Source organism: Lutibacter sp. TH_r2 (assembly GCF_033101135.1).
Lineage (GTDB): Bacteria > Bacteroidota > Bacteroidia > Flavobacteriales > Flavobacteriaceae > Lutibacter.
Genome location: NZ_JAWMPV010000001.1, coordinates 1,153,834 through 1,172,329, shown reverse-complemented (window position 1 = coordinate 1,172,329; position 18,496 = coordinate 1,153,834). Strand labels below are relative to the sequence as shown.

Below are 18,496 nucleotides of genomic sequence, written 5' to 3'. Positions count from 1 at the left end.
AATAAAGTAACATTTCATTTATTTCACAAATTAAAATAACTATTTAAACGCTTGCTAAGTAAGCTTTCAGTTTGTATGTTTGCGTAAACATTAACAAGTTAAATAATGCAAGCCAAACCAAATATCACAAAAACGAATCTAACTTTACTAAGTAAAGGAAACTATTCGAAACTAAAAGTGGAGCAGAATACTTGGAAGTATACATCTCTATTTTTATTACTGAACCTACTGCTTTTATCTTCCGTAAAAGTAAATGCGCAAACTATTTTTGAGAATGCAAATCATAAGTTTAAAACTTCAGGTTATTTAAGAACTGGAGTTGGTAAAAGTGAAGGCGGAGAAACACAAGCTCATTTTCAAATGCCTGGCGCTCAAAATAAATATAGTTTGGGAAATCAAGCAGATACTTATGGAGAGTTGGAGTTCGATTATACTTACTATTTTAATGAAGATAAGTCAAAATCTATCGATTTAATTTGGATGACTTCTATTTATGAAGATTTTGGAACAGATACCGAAATGTCTTTCAATAAAACAGAACAACTATATACTCGTTTAAATAATTTTTTAGGAAAAGATGAAGTTATCTGGATTGGTAAACTATTTTATGATAGACGCGCTGTTCATATGATGGATAGACAGTGGGTGAATCCAGGACAAAGAGGTTGGGGATTTGGTATGGAAAAACTGATTCAAAAAGGAACAAAAGAAGATATAAAGTTTGGTGTTTGGACCTTTCAAGAAAAAAATGATGATGTTTCTTATATAAACGGAAATGTAGATAAGTTAAGAGCTTATACAGCTGACGTTCGCTATGTAAATTACCCGATAAGCGAAACTTTAAAAATGAACTTGTCGCTAAACTACACGTATAGAGCAGAAAATAAGGTAATGGATTATGATGGGAAGCACGGTTTTGGTATTGTTTCTTGGTTGGATTATGAAAAAAAATCAATTACAAATAGTACAGCTTTAATTTTTAGACAAGGAGCAACAATTCCTCTGCATCACTGGACAGGAATGTCGGAAAAAGAAAATCCAGGAAACGATAATATTGTTTTAAACAATTTAGATAGTTCATATTTTTTAGAGATAAATAACAACTTTTTGTATGACGATAAAGAGAACTTTGCTTTAAACGGAATTTTATCTGCAGTTGTTAGAGATTACGGAACAGATCCTTACGAGTACAACAGTGCAACTCCAAACAATCCCACTTATTTAGAAGGTAAAGGAAGCAAGTTTTATTGGTTAACTGCGGCGGCAAGAGGTATGTATTACATAAGTGATTACTTTAAATTAAGTTTAGAATACTCCTATGAATTTATAGATAATAAGCAGTTAGATCTTTCTGGAAATTTAAGCAAAATCTCTTTTACTCCAGAATTTTCATTGTCAAAAGGGTTTTATTCTAGACCAGTATTGCGTCCATTAATTACCTATGCTTTTTGGAGCGACGATTTAAAAGGTCATATAGGAAATACACCAAACGGAGCACCTTTTGGAAATAGCACTTCAGGATTTACGTATGGCTTGCAATTTGAAATCTGGTGGTAATTCAAAATAATTAAAATACAAAAACAATCTTAACCATATAAATTATTAAAAATGAAAAATACAATAACATTAATCGTCTTTTTAGCTACTTTCCTTTTAGGTACAGCTACTATGAGTGCAGGTGACAAAAAAATAACAGTAAAATCACCTGATGGAAAAACACAAACTGAAGTAACAGTTGGTAAAACAATTTCGTATACCGTTTCTCAAGATGGAGTGTTGGTTTTAGCACCTTCAAAAGTATCAATGACATTGTCTGACGGGAATGTTTGGGGAATAGGTTCAAAAATAAAAAGTATAAAAAAGCATAGTGTAAATAATATTATTGATGCTCCTTTTTACAAATCTAAAAAAGTAAAAGACCATTATAATGATGCAGTTATTACTTTTTCTGATAGCTTTAGTTTAGAATTTAGAGCTTATAACGATGGTATTGCTTACAGATTTGTTTCAACAAAAAAAGGAAACTATCAAGTAATAAATGAACAAGCGCAATACAAGTTTACTGAAAATGCTGATGCAACTGCACCGTATGTATATTCAGCAGGAAGTATGGAGCACCAATTATTTCAAGCTTTTGAAAACAGATATACACGTTTATCTATTTCAGAATTAGATAAAAACCGTTTAATGTTTTTACCGTTAAGTGTAAAAGCACCTAAAGGAAAACGCATTACTATTACAGAAAGTGATTTACGTAATTATCCAGGCATGTACTTAACTACAAGTATTGGAGAAAACACAATGACTGGATTTTTTGCGCCTTTAAGAGATAAAGTTGAAGAACATTCAGGATATAATAATTTACAAGTAATTGTAAAAAGTCGTCATAATTTTATTGCTGAAGTTGAAGGTTCACGTTCGTTCCCTTGGAGAGCTGCCATTGTAACCCGTAACGATGTAGAATTAGCAAACACAACAATGTCTTTTAAATTAGCTGAAGAAAATGTAATTGGAGATACAAGCTGGATTAAACCAGGTAAAGTTGCTTGGGATTGGTGGAATAACTGGAATTTAGATGGTGTAGATTTTAAAGCAGGTATTGACAATAGAACGTATAAGTACTACATAGATTTTGCTTCAAAAAATAATATTGAATATGTAATTTTAGATGAAGGTTGGGCTGTAAATAAAGTGTACGATTTAATGCAAGTTGTACCAGAAATTGATGTGAAAGAATTAGTAGATTATGCAAAAGAACGTAACGTAGATATTATTCTTTGGGCTGGTTATTACGCTTTTGATAAGGATATGGAAAAAGTGTGCAAGCATTATAGCGAAATGGGTGTAAAAGGATTTAAAGTTGATTTTATGAACGGTGATGATCAAGAGTTGGTATACTTTAATGAAAGAAGTGCGAAAATGTGTGCCAAATACAATTTAATAGTTGATTTACACGGTACCTATAAGCCCGCAGGCTTACAGCGTACATATCCTAATATTTTAAATTTTGAAGGTGTTCACGGTTTAGAGCAAATGAAATGGCAACCAAAAGAATGTGATCAAGTTACATACGATGTTACATTTCCTTTTATTAGAATGATTTCTGGACCAGTTGATTACACACAAGGAGCAATGAGAAATGCAGTAAAAGCATTGAATACAATTACAAATGAAGTTGAAACACAATACACACCAAACTTTTCAAAACCAATGAGTCAAGGTACACGTAGTCACCAATTGGCAGAGTATATTATTTTTCTATCACCATTAAATATGTTGTGTGATACACCAACAAATTATGAGAAAAACCCAGTAAGTACAACATTTATAGCTTCAATTCCAACAACTTGGGACGAAACAAAAACAATTCAAGGAAAAATGGGTGAGTATATAGTTACGGCTCGTAGAAAAGGAGATACTTGGTATGTTGGAGGATTAAACAATTGGGATGCTCGTGAAATTACTATTGATGTAAAAGAAATTACAGGAAAATCTGGCGAAGTAACTATTTTTAAAGATGGTCCAAATGCTGATATGAACGGAATTGATTTTGTTAAAAAAACAAAAAATGTAAATAACAAATTAACCATTAGAATGGCTCCAGGTGGAGGATTTGTAGTTAAAATATAAATTAATATTTCTTTTTAATAGTCTGTTTTCTTGTTTAATTATGTGAAAACAGATTATTTGTTTTCGAAAACTTCTAACTATTTAATTGAACTAATTATATTTGTTATTCAAAGAACCAAAATATGAGTAAACCAGTAACGTTTAAGGAAGTTGCAGAGTTAGCAGGCGTGTCTACACAAACTGTTTCTCGTGTAACAAATGGAGGAAAAGGAGTAAAGCCAGATACATTAAAACGTGTTCAAGAAGCTATAGATGAGTTAGGTTATGTACCAAATAAAGGAGCGCAATTATTGGTTCGAAAAAAAGCAAAAATAGTTGGTGTTATTTCTTTGGAAATGACTTTGCAAGGTGCGTCAAGTATTGTTGCAGGTATTCGTGTAGAAAGTGAAAAAGCGGGTTACTCTATGTCTTTAACTGTTTCAGATTCGAAGGAAGAAAATTTAGAAACAGCAATTAAAGAATTAAAATCTCAACAAGTTGAAGCTATTCTAATAAATTTACCTGTATCTAAAGAAGTTTCTGAAAAATTAGTAGAAAAGTACAAGCGCATACCGTTTTTATTTATTGATGTTCCTTCGGAAGCAAAAGTGAATCAGGTTTCAGCAGATCATTATGAAGGTGCAAGACGAATGATAGAATTAATGTTAGCACAAGGAAGAAGAAAATTTGCATTACTTAATGGACCTTCACATTCTCACGCAGCAAATTTAAGAAGGCAGGCTTGGGAAAATGAAATTAAAAAAGCAGATGCAGAGCTAATTATAAATGTTGAAGGAGATTGGAGTGCTGAAAGTGGTTATATTGAAGCTACAAAGCTATTATTAAAACCTCAAAAAATAGATACTTTACTAGTTGCAAATGATCAAATGGCATTGGGAGCATTAAGAGCTTGTAATGAGCAAAACATTGCAGTGCCACAACAAATTGCAGTTACAGGTTTTGACGACACGTTGAATAGTGAATATTTTAATCCGCCATTAACTACAATTCGTCAAGATTTTAAAGAAATTGGTAAACAAGCGGTTCAAAATATCTTAACTCATTTAGTACATAAAGAAGAAATTTCAAAACAAGTAATACCTATTGAATTAATTGAAAGACAAAGTACTATGATTGTTCAAAAAGAAGCTAATTCCGTTAAAAAAATAGAAGATCTTCTTCAAGAAATTCAAAGGTTGTTGCCCAATGTGTAACAACTTTAATACTAATAACACTTTAATTTAAAACTCAAATTTTAATTGAACAACAATAGGTTTTTCAGTAGCTTTTTTAGCATGAATATTTAAATTAGTTACTGAAATACCTAATAATCGAACCGAGTTTAAAACTTTTTCTTGATACAATAACTCTTTAACTGTTTCTAATAAAACAGCCTTTTCTTTTATAAAATAGGGCAACGTTTTACTACGTGTTTGTGTTTTAAAATCGCTATACTTAATTTTTAATGTAATTGTTTTTCCAGATACTTTAGATTTAAATAATCGACGTTCTAATTCTTCTGAAATTTTTTCTAACTTCTCTAACATAAATATTTCTGAAGTTAAGTTTTTTGAAAAAGTATGTTCAGCAGCAACCGATTTTCTAGCTCTATTTGGTTTTACTTGACTGTTATGAATTCCTCTAACAATTTTATAATAATATTCACCTGAATTATTAAAATGTTTAGTTAAAAATTTTTCAGTTTTAGCCTTTAAATCTCTTCCATAAAAAATACCCAGTTTATACATTTTTTGGGTAGTAACTTTGCCAACTCCATAAAATTTTTCAATAGGTAACTCTTCTAAAAACTGAATCACTTCTTCTGGTGGAATAGTTTTTTGTCCGTTTGGTTTGTTAATATCTGAAGCTATTTTAGCAACAAATTTACTGTTTGAAATCCCTGCGGAAGCTCTTAAACCAACTTCGTTAAAAATACGTTCTCTTATTTCTTTCGCAACTAGTGTTGCCGATGGATTTCCTTTTTTATTTTCTGTTATATCTAAATACGCTTCATCTAAAGAAAGTGGTTCTACCAAATCGGTATAATCTAAAAATATTTTTCGTATTTGCTGTGAAATTTCTTTATACCTGTCAAATCGTGGTTTTACAAAAACAAGTTCAGGGCATAATTCTCGAGCTATTTGGCCGCTCATAGCAGATCGCACTCCAAATTTACGTGCTTCATAACTAGCAGCAGAAACAACACCACGCTCACTAGAACCTCCAACAACAATAGGTTTTCCTATTAATTCTGGATTGTCCATTTGTTCAACAGAAGCATAAAATGCATCCATATCTACATGAATTATTTTTCTATTTATTATAACTTCTTTCACTTTATAAAACTACAAATAACCTTTAATAAATTGCTATATTTGTTCTTGTACTTATCACTAAAATATACTATTTTCTTATGAAGAAAAACCTAAAATACGCTCAAAATTTAATCGACTTTATTTACGATAGCCCAAGTCCGTATCACGTAGTAAAAAATGCTAAAAAAATTCTTTTAGAAAAAGGATTTTCTAAATTAAAACTAACTGATAAATGGGACATTTCAAAAGGTGAAAAATACTTTGTTAGTCAAAATAATACTTCCCTATTTGCTTTTATTGTTGGAACCGATGAAATTGAAGAAAATGGCTTCAAAATTATTGCAGCACATACCGATTCTCCTTCATTTAAAATAAAACCTTCACCTGAAATTAATGTTGAAGATAAATATGTAAAGTTTAATACTGAAATGTATGGTGGCGCCATTTTAAACACTTGGTTAGATAGACCTTTATCAATTGCTGGTAGAGTGAGTGTGAAAAGTGATAATTTGTTACAGCCAAAATCATATTTAGTAAACATTAATCAACCAATTATTACCATTCCAAATTTACCAATTCATTTTAATAGAACTGTAAACGAAGGAATTGAGTTAAACAAACAAATTGATATGTTACCTGTTACTTCAATTATTACTAATGAAGTGAACAAAGAAGGATTGTTGTTACATAAAATTTCTGAAGAAATTAACGTTCCAAAAGAAGACATTTTAGAGGTAGATTTAAACTTATACGATTTTACAAAAGGAAGTATTATTGGTATGAATAATGAGTTTATTTCATCAGGAAAATTAGATGATTTAGCTATGGTTCACGCTGGTTTAACGGCTTTTAGTGAAGCTTCAGCAAGTAAGGCAACCAATGTTTTAGCCTTGTTTGACAATGAAGAAGTTGGAAGCCGATCTAAACAAGGAGCAGGTTCGCCAATTTTAAAAGATATTTTAACTAGAATTGTTTCGGTACAAGATAAAAACGAAGAAGATGTGCAACGAGCTGTGTACAATTCGTTTATGATTAGTGCAGATATGGCACACGCTTTACATCCAAACAGACCAGAAAAACACGATCCTGTAACAAGGCCAATTATCAATAGCGGACCTGTAATTAAAATTGAAGGAAACCAAAAATATACTACAGATAGTGATTCTGGAGCAGCGTTTGAAATGATTTGCAAAAAAGCCAACATTCCTTATCAAAAATTTGTGAATAGAAGCGATATGCGAGGTGGTGGAACACTTGGGAATGTTTCTACTGGTCAATTAGCAATACGCTCTGTAGATGTTGGAAACCCAATGTGGGCAATGCATTCTGTTAGAGAAACCAGCGGTGTTGATGATCATACGTATATAACAGACGCTTTTAAGTGTTTTTATGAGATATAAGCACTAAAAAAATATGTCAACCTGAAATCAAAGATTCAGCATAGCTAAATAAATTCAGAATGACGATAGAAATAATAAAAAAGCCTGCTTTTCAGCAGGCTTTTTTTGTTTATAAAGTTTGGTTAAATTTAGATAACTCCTAAATCTAACATAGTATCTGCTACTTTAATAAAACCAGCAATATTTGCTCCTTTTACATAGTTAATATAACCATCGCTTTGAGTTCCGTATTTTTCACAAGCAACGTGAATAGAACTCATTATTTGATGTAATTTAGCATCAACTTCATCTTTTGTCCAGTTAATTTTCATGGCATTTTGAGTCATTTCTAATCCAGAAACTGCAACTCCTCCAGCATTTGCCGCTTTACCTGGTGCAAATGGAATTGAATTATTATGAAAACTATCAATAGCTTCTGGTGTACAACCCATATTTGAAACTTCAATTACATACTGTACTCCATTTTTTAATAACATTTCAGCATCTTCGCCATTTAATTCATTTTGAATTGCAGAAGGCATTGCAATATCACATTTTACTTCCCAAGGTTTTTTACCTGCAAAAAATTTAGCTTCAGGAAACTCTTCAGCATACGGTGAAACTATATCGTTATTTGAAGCACGAAGCTCTAATAAGTAATCAATTTTTTCTTCATCTAAACCAGCTTCATCATAAATATAACCATCAGGCCCAGAAATTGTAACTACTTTACCTCCAAGTTCTGTTACTTTTAAAGCAACTCCCCAAGCAACATTTCCAAATCCAGAAACTGTTACTATTTTTCCTTTAAATGAATCATTGTTAGTTTTCAACATTTGATTTGCAAAATAAGTTGCTCCAAAACCTGTAGCTTCAGGACGAATTAAACTTCCTCCCCAGTTTAAACCTTTGCCTGTTAAAACTCCTGTATTTTCCATTTGTAGTTTTTTGTACATACCATACATAAACCCAATTTCTCGTCCTCCGGTTCCAATATCACCTGCAGGCACATCGGTACTTGGTCCAATCATACGCCATAGTTCTAACATAAACGCTTGGCAAAAACGCATAATTTCAGCATCAGATTTACCTTTTGGATTAAAATCTGATCCTCCTTTTCCACCACCCATTGGCAGTGTTGTTAATGCATTTTTAAATGTTTGTTCAAAGCCTAAAAATTTTAAAATACTTAAATTTACACTTGGATGTAAGCGAATTCCACCTTTATAAGGTCCAATAGCGTTATTAAATTGAACTCTATAACCTATGTTTACATTTACGTTTCCTGAATCATCTACCCATGAAACTCTAAAAGTTAAAATTCTGTCTGGTTCTACTAAGCGTTCTATAACTTTTGCTGCTTCATATTGAGGGTTTTCATTATAAATATCTTCAATAGATTCTAATACTTCATGTACTGCTTGTAAGTATTCTTTTTCACCTGGATGCTTTGCTTCCAGGTTGTTCATTATATCATTTACATTCATAATATTTTGGTGTATAATTGGTGTGCTTAAATTATTGTTTTAAATTATATACAAATTTAATGTTTTATTCGATTTAATATTTAAAGTTTTCTTAAAATAACACTGCGCTTTTTGTTACTTTATTAATTTGAATTTTAACAACTTATGTTTAATTTACATAAAACCATCAGGTGGTAATTCATCAATAGATTCTTCTAAAGTATCTAAATGGTTATTTATTTCAATTCCTTCTTTAAAAATTGCAGCTTTATTTGTTTTTCCGTCTACTAAAATAGTTAGAGGTTTTTCAAATTTAATATGCCTTAAATATTCGTTTTCACAAACAGCATCTATACTGTTTAAATACTCTAAATCAAAAAAACCATCGTTTATAAATGGATTTATTGTTAAATATCCCACTCTAAATGAAGTTAAATTTTGAAAAAAATGTGTTCCTTGACTTGGATCAATTCTATAATCGTGTAGACCAGCTTCCACAATTATTTTTGCTGAAGAAATTTGAGACCAAATTACTGGTATTCCTAACCATGAATCGCTTGATCCCCAACGCCCAGGACCAACTAAAATATAGTTTTCATTATTTTCTTCAAATTTTTTATTAATTTCTTCAACAGCTTTGGCAATTTCTCTAGTATTTGCAGAGTTAAATGTTTCTGGTTTTACATACACAAAATCTGTAATATCTTCATATTTTCCATTTCCTAAAGCTGATTCTGAATAAATAATAGTATCATTTTCATTAACTATTTCTGGTAAAATACTTGCAGATTCAACAGTTTCTACAATTGGTCTAATTTGTAAAAAACTAAACTCTTTTGGGTAACCTGTTTCAACATCTAATTTTACAGCAAATTCCATTTCAATTGGATTTCGCATTTCGCGTTGTCCAACACGCAATAAATCTTTTAATATTTCTGCTAAAGGAAATGTATTGTATTTTAATATATTATCAAAGGTTAAAACTCTAATACCGTCATGTAAAATTCCTGGTCGAATTATGTTATTTTGTAAATCGTACGTTGAAGCTACGTATTTTAACGAACCATGATTTTTAGCTTTACGTAAACTTATTTTCTTTTTATTAATAGACTCATTTACTGAAGCTTTGTAGCTATCCGGATTCATATCTAATCCGTAAAAATACTTTTGTGTTTCGCGTTGTGCTGTTCCTGGTGAAGAAAGTTGTAATATTTTTTTTGGATGATAGGGTGAAAATCGAAGCGTTCTTCCACCTCCAACAATAATTTCACCTAAACCTAAAGCAATTTGAGCAATTCCTTCGTTTGGTTTTTCTTCACCAATAGGATAAAAATTGATAGAACGTGCTACTCCAGAAATGTTTGGATAATAAACATCATCATATTCTTTGCCTATTACTTCTTGTAAAATTACAGCCATTTTATCTTCTTCAACAGTTCTAGAAGTGGCTTTTAGATATGATTTACTGCTTTGAAAAAATGAAGAAGCAATTACTGATTTAACAGCATTTGATATCATATCTAACATTTTATATTTTTCAGCATTTGGAATCATATAGGTGGCAAATACACCTGCAAATGGCTGATAATGTGAATCTTCTAAAACACTAGATGATCGAACAGCAATGGGTGAAGTGCAAACATTTAAAAAAGCTTCAATATCTTTTAGCACCCAACTAGGTAATGGTTTTGATACAAATTTTTCTAAAATTTCTTCATCACTTTTACAATTTGCTGCAAAATGAATTAAATCATGTCGTTCAATAAATTCATCAAAAACTTCTGTACTAACAACTACTGTTCTAGGTATTGAAATTGTAACATCTTTAAATTTATTAAATAGTTTGTTTCTTTTTAAAAACGAATCTATAAATGCTAAACCTCTTCCTTTTCCACCTAATGCACCTTCTCCAATTCTAGAAAACCCTAAATATTCATCGTAATTATTACTATCAAATTTAGCTATTACACCTCTAGATTTGTAGAGGCGATATTTTTGTATAGATTTTATTAAAAAGGTTCGGATTTGGTTTGGGTTTGCAAAATCTTCGTATTCTATTTTACTAAATAAGTTTGCTAATGGAAATAGAGCTCTTGAACGTAGCCATTTAGAATACTCGCTTCGTTTAGCGTGATAGAACAAACAATCATCTGAAACAGAGGTTAAAGCCTCTTGAAATTCTTTTAAATTTTTAACTTTTGCTAAAACTTTATGAACCTTTGGATCCCAAAATTCAAAGTCTCCAAAAGCAAAATATTTTGCTATATAGTGTTTTATATCTACACCTAAAGTTTCAGAATATTTATGTAAAAATTTTCCTTTAAGTTCTAGTGTTTTTGCTTCGTTTTTAATATCAGAAGATTGAATTAAAAAAGGGAAGTATCGATCTACACTTCTTACATGTTTTAATAAATCAAAACCTGCTTCATTATTAGAAACTCCATTTTTAAAATATTTTACATCAGAAATTACGCCTAATAAGTTATTTTTATACTTTTCAAAAGCTATTAATCCATCTTCATAATTGGTGGTTAGTAATATTTTTGGACGTCCTCTCATTAATAACATTCTTCTATGTTCATTCAATCCTTCAGACATAAAAGCTCTAGTTTGCTTTAGTATAACTTTATATATCATAGGGATATATCGAGAATAGAAACGGAGAGAATCTTCAACCAACAAAATTGCTTTTACACCAATTTCATTAATGTCTTTTTTTGCATTCATTCTATCTTCAGTAAGCTTAATAATAGCTAAAAAAATGTCTACATTTCCATTCCATTGAAATACAAAATCAATTACATTTTTTTGGTCATTTTTTAACCTTGTTTTTAATTCAGATGAATAATAACTTAATGCCGCAATTGGCACTTGCGGAAAAATATCTTTTATTTGTTTTGAAGTTTCAAAAGTTTTATAATTTCCAACATCTAACCATGTTATAACCAAATCAATTTTAACAGTTTCCATTAATTTAATGGCTCTTTTTGCTGAATTTGCATGTATAAAATTTGGTGGATAACGAAGGTTTAAAGATGTGTATTCATTAAATAAACGTTCATCTATTCTTCCATCTTCTTCTAGCATATAATAATCGTAATTAGAACATACAATTACTACTTTATGTATACGATTTTGCATTAATTGGTTGAATTCAAACTCTTCGAATTCATAAGTACGTAAGTCTGGAAGTTGTTTTTTATCCATTGTTAATTGGTTATTGTTTTTGCAAGTTAAACTATTCAAAAGATTTTTAAAAGAAGAATAAAAAAAGGTTGACTTTCGACAACCTTTTTTAGTAATAATTAAACTTATTATTTAAACAACTCCTTGAGCTAACATTGCGTCTGCGACTTTTACAAATCCAGCTATATTTGCTCCACGTACATAATCTACATAACCATTATCTTGTTTACCGTATTTAATACAGTTTTTATGAATATTAGACATTATTTTTCGCAATCTTTGATCTACTTCTTCACGTGTCCAAACAATACGTAAAGAGTTTTGAGACATTTCTAATCCAGAGGTTGCAACTCCTCCAGCGTTTGAAGCTTTTCCTGGAGCGTATAAAATTTTAGCATCTTGAAACGCGTGAACAGCTTCAGGTTCAGAAGGCATATTTGCTCCTTCACTAATAACAAAACATCCATTAGCTAGTAATTTTTTAGCATCGTCTAAATTAACTTCGTTTTGAGTTGCGCATGGTAATGCTATATCACATTTTACTCCCCATGGTCTTTCTCCTGCAACATATTTTGCGTTTGGGTACTTACTAACGTATTCGCTAATTCTACCGCGTTTGTTGTTTTTAAGATCCATAACAAACTCTAACTTTTCAGTATTAATACCTTCTTCATCATAAATATACCCACCAGAATCAGATAAAGTAACAACTTTAGCTCCTAACTGAATTGTTTTTTCAGCAGCGTATTGAGCAACATTCCCTGAACCAGAAATAGTAACAACTTTTCCTTCAAAAGAATCATTTCTTGTTTCTAGCATACTTTGTGCAAAATATACTGTACCGTAACCTGTTGCTTCAGGACGAATTAAACTTCCACCCCAAGACATTCCTTTACCTGTTAATACACCCGTGAACTCGTTACGTAGTTTTTTGTACATTCCAAATAAATATCCTATTTCTCTACCTCCAACACCAATATCTCCTGCTGGTATATCTGTATTTGGACCAATGTGTCTAAATAATTCTGACATAAATGATTGACAAAAACGCATTATTTCACCATCTGATTTTTCTTTAGGGTCAAAATCTGATCCTCCTTTTCCACCACCCATAGGTAATGTTGTTAATGCATTTTTTAAAACCTGTTCAAAAGCTAAAAATTTAAGAATACTTAAATTAACTGTTGGATGAAAACGTAAACCACCTTTATATGGACCAATTGCTGAATTCATTTCAATTCTAAATCCTCTATTTACAACAATTTCACCCGTATCATCAATCCATGGAACTCTAAACATTAAAACTCTTTCTGGCTCCACCATTCTTAATAAAATGTTTTTACCATAATAGATATCATGATCTACAATATAAGGAATTACTGTTTCTGCTACTTCTTCAACTGCTTGTAAAAATTCTGGTTCATGTTGGTTGCGTTGCTTCACCAAATCCATAAACCCTTTTATAATTGATTCCATAATTTAAGTGGTATTATTTTATATATATAGTAATTTGTTACATAAATATAGTTATATTTTATTTTTTCCTCAAAAATATTAACTTATTTAACGAAAAAAACACGAAAACTAAAACGTTTTCGTAAAATTTAAATGTATTATTAAAAATACATGTTAGAAATGGTGTTTATTTTAAAAATAACTCTTCTTTTTTCAAAAGCTGAAAATGAAACAGAAACAAAGAAAAAAATTGTAAATTTGCAGCCTAATTTTATTGAGAATGTTAGATAAGGTAAAAGAATTGATTGGAGAAGTTTCAGCTTTTAACGCTGCAACAAAAGAAGAAATTGAAGTTTTTAGAATTAAATATTTAGGAAGTAAAGGTTTATTGAAAGATTTATTTGCTGAATTTAAAAATGTAGATCCAACATTACGTAAAGATTTTGGACAGGCTTTAAACACTTTAAAAAAAGCTGCGGAAGACAAAGTTTCATCACTGAATGAAAAAATAGACAATTCTATTGAAGAAAAAGGATTTTATGGAGATTTAACGCGTCCATCTGAACCTATTGAATTAGGCTCTCGCCATCCAATTTCTATTGTTAGAAATAAAATTATTGATGTATTCTCAAGAATTGGTTTCACAGTTTCTGAAGGACCAGAAATTGAAGACGATTGGCATAACTTTACTGCCTTAAACTTACCAGAATACCATCCGGCACGTGATATGCAAGATACTTTTTTTATTGAAACAGATCCGGATATTTTGTTGCGTACACATACCTCTTCGGTACAAGTACGTTATATGGAAAATAACAAACCACCTATTAGAACTATTTCACCGGGTAGAGTTTTTAGAAATGAAGATATTTCGGCTCGTGCACATTGTATTTTTCACCAAGTTGAAGGTTTATATATAGATACTGATGTTTCTTTTGCTGATTTAAAACAAACATTATTGTACTTTACAAAAGAGATGTTTGGGAAATCTAAAATTAGACTTCGTCCTTCATACTTTCCATTTACCGAACCAAGTGCAGAAGTAGATATTTATTGGGGATTAGAAACTGAAACAGATTACAAAATTACAAAAGGTACTGGCTGGCTAGAAATTATGGGTTGCGGAATGGTAGATCCAAACGTTTTGAAAAATGCTAATATAGATCCTGAAGTATATAGTGGTTATGCTTTTGGAATGGGAATTGAACGTATTGCAATGTTGCTATATCAAATACCAGATATTAGAATGTTTTATGAAAACGATGTACGTTTTTTAGAGCAGTTTAAATCTGTAATATAAACGTTAACTTTTTTAATAACCAAATACTTTTCAAATAAAGTATTTAATTCCATTTTATTTATTGGTTTAGTTATAAAATCGTTGCAACCAGCTAGTTTTGCTTTGTTTTTATCTTCGATGGTTGAATAAGCTGTTTGAGCAATTATTGGAATATTTGGAAGTTCTTTTTTAATAATTTTAGTTGCATCTAAACCATTTAATAAAGGCATTTCAACATCCATAAGTATTAAATCTATAGATTCTGATAAAGCAAAATCAACTGCTTCTTTTCCATTTTTGGCATGTATTAAATCACAATCTAAATTTAAAACATCTCTTATTATAGTTTCAAGTAATAAATAATTTACTTCATCATCTTCAGCAATTAAAATTTTTAATTTATTATTTAAATCCTTCTCAACATCATTATTGCCGCCTTCTCCCATTTTGTTATTTTTATTGTTTTGAGTAAAGGGTATAGAGACTTTAAATGTGGTTCCTTTTTTTATTTCAGATTCTAAAGTAATATCACCACCTAAAAGTTTTACATTTTCTTTTGCTATAGCTAACCCTAATCCAAGGCCTCCCATTTTTGCTGATAGTTTTTTATGGCCTTGCGAAAATTTATCAAATATTAATTCAAATTTATCTTTCATTATTCCTATCCCAGTATCTTTTATATAGAATACTACATTTTTATTTTCAATATTATAACCAAACTCTACAAACCCTTCATTTGTGTATTTTAAGGCATTTTCTAATAAATTACTTAATATTTTATTTAATTTACTTTTATCCGATTCTATATAGCTATGCTCATCACTTAAACCGCATTTTAGGTATAATGAAATATCTTTATCTTCTGTTTTTAAATCAAAAACAGAAAATAGTTCAAACAAGAAGTTATTAAGTGAAAATTGTTCTTTATTTAATTTAACTTGTTTGGTTCCTAATCTAGATATTTCAAGTAAATCATCAATAATATTTAGTAGCTGTTTTCCGCTATTTTGAATTATTTTAGTATATGTTTTTACACGTTTTAAATCTAAATTAGATTCGTTCAACAAGTCACTAAACCCAATAATTCCATTCATTGGAGTTCTAATTTCATGAGACAAATTATGTAAAAATTCTGTTTTTAGCTTATTACTTTCTTCTGCCTTTTCTTTTGCTTCTATTAAATTTTGAGTTTGTTGTTGTAATTTTATTTCAGTTTCTTTTCTTAAGGTTATATCTCTATGTGAGCCAAATAATCTAATTAATTTACCCTCTTCATTTTTAATACCTTCAGCTCTTGAACTAACCCAAATATAATGGCCTTTTTTATGTTTAAATCTAAACTCTAATTGAAACTGACCTTGAGGGTTTTTAATATAATTATCAACTGCTTTTATAGACCTATCACAATCATCTGGATGCAGGTTATTTTCCCATGTTTGCAAATTGTTTTCTAATTCATCTTCGTTATATCCAATTTGTTTTTTCCATTGTTTGGAATAAAACATTTTATCTTCTTTAATTTTCCAGTCCCAAATACCATAATTGGTTGCGGCCACAACTAATTTGTATCTCTGATCACTTTCCTCAATACTATCTTTAGCCTTTTTTAAAGCATTGTTTTGTCTTATTAATTTATTTTTAGCTGCTTTAATTGCACTTATATCGTAAGCAGCAACAATCCCGATATTGTTTTCAAGCATACTCACCTTTAATATAATAGGTACATTATTATTTTGAATAAAAGCTTCTGTCTCGCTAACATATTCTTTTTCATTATTAGCAATTGATATTATTTGATTTTTAAAAGAATCAAAAGATTGCTTAGAAAACTTAATATCTATTGTACTTTTTATTTCATCTTTACTTTTTAGTTTTAAAAATTTTAAAGTACTTTGATTAATATTTAAAAGTTTTACACTTTTTGCACATTCGTAAACAAAGGCCTTATTAATATTTACGTAGTTTTCAAAATTATCAACTTCAGTTTTCTTATTATTAATTATCTCAACTAATTGTGAATAATCTTGCTCCCATAACGAAACTGGATTCTGTTCGAATAGTTTTTGGTAAGATAGTTTACTCTCCAATAATAATTTATTCTTTTCAGAGAGTTCATTACTAATATTAAATAATTGATCGTTTTGATGTTCAAGAATTTGTTTAGACTGTTTTGCATAAGAAATGTCTGTAACCAAAGCAAAAGATCCAATTTTTTTATCATCCTCATTTCGAATTACAGAAGTTCTGAATTTACATGGAACATTACTACCGTTTTTATGTTGTAATTCAACGTCATAAATACTAGATTTTCCTTTGTTTCTAATAGCTATTTGACGTTCAAATATTTTTGTATTCTCTTTATCAACAAATTTATAAATAGACTCACCTACAATTTGACTTGTTTTATAGCCAATAATTCTGCAAAGTTCATCGTTTACAGAAGTAGTAATTAAATTATTATTAATAACCCAAAATCCTTCTTTAGCTGTTTTTAAAATACTTGAGAGGTATTGCTCTTTTTCTTTTATTGTTAAATAAGCATTTTCAAGTTCAGAATAGGCTTTTTTCTTTGCAGTTATATCTTCTTTTATCGCAACGTAATTTGTAATTTTTCCTTCTTTATTTTTTATAGATGTAATAATTGCATGTTCCCAAAATAATTCTCCATTTTTTTTCTTATTTTCTAATTCTCCATCCCATGTTCCTCCTTTGCTTATTTCTATCCACAATTTCTCATAAAAAGCATTTGACTGATTTCCTGATTTAAGTAATCTAGTGTGTTTGCCTATAACTTCATTAAATTTATATCCTGTTACATTTTCAAATTTAGGATTCACATAAACTATATGTCCTTTTTTATCAGTTAAAACTATTGAGTTTGCACTTTGATTAACACCTGCTTTAAATAATTGTAACTCTTGCTTCCCTTTTAATTCATCTGTAACATCTCTAAAAGCCGTTACTCTATACCCTTCAGCATTTTCTACTTTCTTTGTTTCAACTCTTATTTTTATTACAGAATTATCCTTTTTTATAGCCTCAAGAATGTAAGGTTTACCAGAATCTTCTCTTCTTTTTTCATAAACAATAGATTGGTTCTTTTTATTGTAAAGAAGTTCAGCGAAATCTAAACCTACAAGCTCTCTTTTTGAATAACCAAACAATTTTTCAAAGGCTAAATTTAAATCTATGGCAACTCCGTTTTTATGAATTAATATTCCTTCAAACGTTAAATTTGAGAGTAATTTAAACTTATTTTCCTGTATAATTTCTTTTGTTTTATTCTCTTTTAAAATAAAATCAAGCTGATCTATGTGTAAGAATTTTTCAAGAATTTTTTCAGCTTTTAAAGACACAATTTTAACAATTACTTCAATTTCCTTAACATTGTTAAAGGGTTTTGTATGCATAATTGATAAAAATCCAATTGGCTTTTTTTCTAGGTTAAATAAAGGATTTCCGCTATAGGAACGCACACCATTCTCCTGTAAAAAAAAATCATCCTTGAATTGCTCTGCAACATTGTCTGGGTATAAGCAAAACTCCTTTTTTCGTATAAAATTACAAGGTGTTTTATCTATCTCGTAAGTGAAATTTGGTTGGAATTTTTGTTGATTGTAAAAAGAAATAGTTTCAGCAATACCAGGTTTTTTACAATTATATTTTGCTATAAAAATATAATCAACTTCAAGTTTTTTAGCTAAAAAATCACAAATGCTATTTAGACATTCTTCAGGTTTAATATATCTGTTTTTAGATAAAAATTCTAAAGTTTCATTAATAGATGAATAGTCCATGAGGGAAAAT

10 protein-coding genes are annotated in these 18,496 nt (G+C 29.8%); 5 read left to right on the top strand and 5 right to left on the bottom strand.

Features of this window, described 5'->3' with window-relative positions; all coding sequences use genetic code 11:
* Positions 1-177 precede the first annotated feature (177 nt).
* From R3X25_RS04835 to R3X25_RS04825, 3 genes are all read left to right on the top strand, one after another.
* Entirely contained in the window at positions 178-1,557 is a 1,380-nt protein-coding gene (locus tag R3X25_RS04835; protein ID WP_317672399.1) for a carbohydrate porin, read from the top strand.
* A 51-nt stretch (positions 1,558-1,608) separates the two neighbouring features.
* Entirely contained in the window at positions 1,609-3,630 is a 2,022-nt protein-coding gene (locus R3X25_RS04830; protein WP_317672397.1) for a glycoside hydrolase family 97 protein, read from the top strand.
* 122 nt (positions 3,631-3,752) lie between these two features.
* Positions 3,753-4,823, top strand: coding sequence for a LacI family DNA-binding transcriptional regulator (locus tag R3X25_RS04825; RefSeq protein WP_317672395.1), 1,071 nt, complete (start codon positions 3,753-3,755; stop codon positions 4,821-4,823).
* A 27-nt stretch (positions 4,824-4,850) separates the two neighbouring features.
* Here R3X25_RS04825 and dinB read toward each other — a convergent pair whose 3' ends face one another.
* Positions 4,851-5,945, bottom strand: coding sequence for a DNA polymerase IV (dinB, locus tag R3X25_RS04820; RefSeq protein ID WP_317672393.1), 1,095 nt, complete (start codon positions 5,943-5,945; stop codon positions 4,851-4,853).
* 77 nt (positions 5,946-6,022) lie between these two features.
* Between dinB and R3X25_RS04815 the strand changes: the two genes are divergently transcribed.
* Positions 6,023-7,324 carry a M18 family aminopeptidase gene (locus R3X25_RS04815; RefSeq protein ID WP_317672391.1) on the top strand — a complete coding sequence of 434 codons (1,302 nt, stop codon included), beginning with the start codon at positions 6,023-6,025 and terminating at the stop codon, positions 7,322-7,324.
* A 128-nt stretch (positions 7,325-7,452) separates the two neighbouring features.
* On the opposite strand, the gene gdhA (R3X25_RS04810) is transcribed toward R3X25_RS04815, so the two are convergent.
* The 3 genes from gdhA (R3X25_RS04810) to gdhA (R3X25_RS04800) form a co-directional block, all read right to left on the bottom strand.
* On the bottom strand, positions 7,453-8,790 hold the full coding sequence (gdhA, locus tag R3X25_RS04810; protein WP_317672389.1) for an NADP-specific glutamate dehydrogenase: 1,338 nt from the start codon (positions 8,788-8,790) through the stop codon (positions 7,453-7,455).
* A 153-nt stretch (positions 8,791-8,943) separates the two neighbouring features.
* A complete protein-coding gene (locus tag R3X25_RS04805) occupies positions 8,944-11,976 on the bottom strand; it encodes a PEP/pyruvate-binding domain-containing protein (RefSeq protein ID WP_317672387.1) in 3,033 nt (1,010 codons plus the stop codon).
* A gap of 111 nt (positions 11,977-12,087) precedes the next feature.
* The gene (gene gdhA / locus R3X25_RS04800; RefSeq protein WP_317672385.1) at positions 12,088-13,431 is read right to left on the bottom strand and encodes an NADP-specific glutamate dehydrogenase; all 1,344 of its coding nucleotides are present in this window, start codon (positions 13,429-13,431) and stop codon (positions 12,088-12,090) included.
* Between the two features lie 259 nt (positions 13,432-13,690).
* On the opposite strand from gdhA (R3X25_RS04800), the gene pheS reads away from it, so the two are divergent.
* Entirely contained in the window at positions 13,691-14,710 is a 1,020-nt protein-coding gene (gene pheS / locus R3X25_RS04795) for a phenylalanine--tRNA ligase subunit alpha (protein ID WP_317672383.1), read from the top strand.
* On the opposite strand, the gene R3X25_RS04790 is transcribed toward pheS, so the two are convergent.
* Positions 14,662-18,486 carry a PAS domain S-box protein gene (locus tag R3X25_RS04790; protein ID WP_317672381.1) on the bottom strand — a complete coding sequence of 1,275 codons (3,825 nt, stop codon included), beginning with the start codon at positions 18,484-18,486 and terminating at the stop codon, positions 14,662-14,664. The two genes, pheS and R3X25_RS04790, sit on opposite strands and share 49 nt — an antisense overlap.
* Positions 18,487-18,496 lie beyond the last annotated feature (10 nt).

Bases quoted from the DNA above. Each gene is read 5' to 3' on its own strand.
- pheS (WP_317672383.1), top strand. From the start codon at position 13,691: ATGTTAGATAAGGTAAAAGAATTGATTGGAGAAGTTTCAGCTTTTAAC.
- R3X25_RS04815 (WP_317672391.1), top strand. From the start codon at position 6,023: ATGAAGAAAAACCTAAAATACGCTCAAAATTTAATCGACTTTATTTAC.
- R3X25_RS04790 (WP_317672381.1), bottom strand. From the start codon at position 18,486: ATGGACTATTCATCTATTAATGAAACTTTAGAATTTTTATCTAAAAAC.
- gdhA (WP_317672385.1), bottom strand. From the start codon at position 13,431: ATGGAATCAATTATAAAAGGGTTTATGGATTTGGTGAAGCAACGCAAC.
- R3X25_RS04805 (WP_317672387.1), bottom strand. From the start codon at position 11,976: ATGGATAAAAAACAACTTCCAGACTTACGTACTTATGAATTCGAAGAG.
- R3X25_RS04825 (WP_317672395.1), top strand. From the start codon at position 3,753: ATGAGTAAACCAGTAACGTTTAAGGAAGTTGCAGAGTTAGCAGGCGTG.
- R3X25_RS04830 (WP_317672397.1), top strand. From the start codon at position 1,609: ATGAAAAATACAATAACATTAATCGTCTTTTTAGCTACTTTCCTTTTA.
- gdhA (WP_317672389.1), bottom strand. From the start codon at position 8,790: ATGAATGTAAATGATATAATGAACAACCTGGAAGCAAAGCATCCAGGT.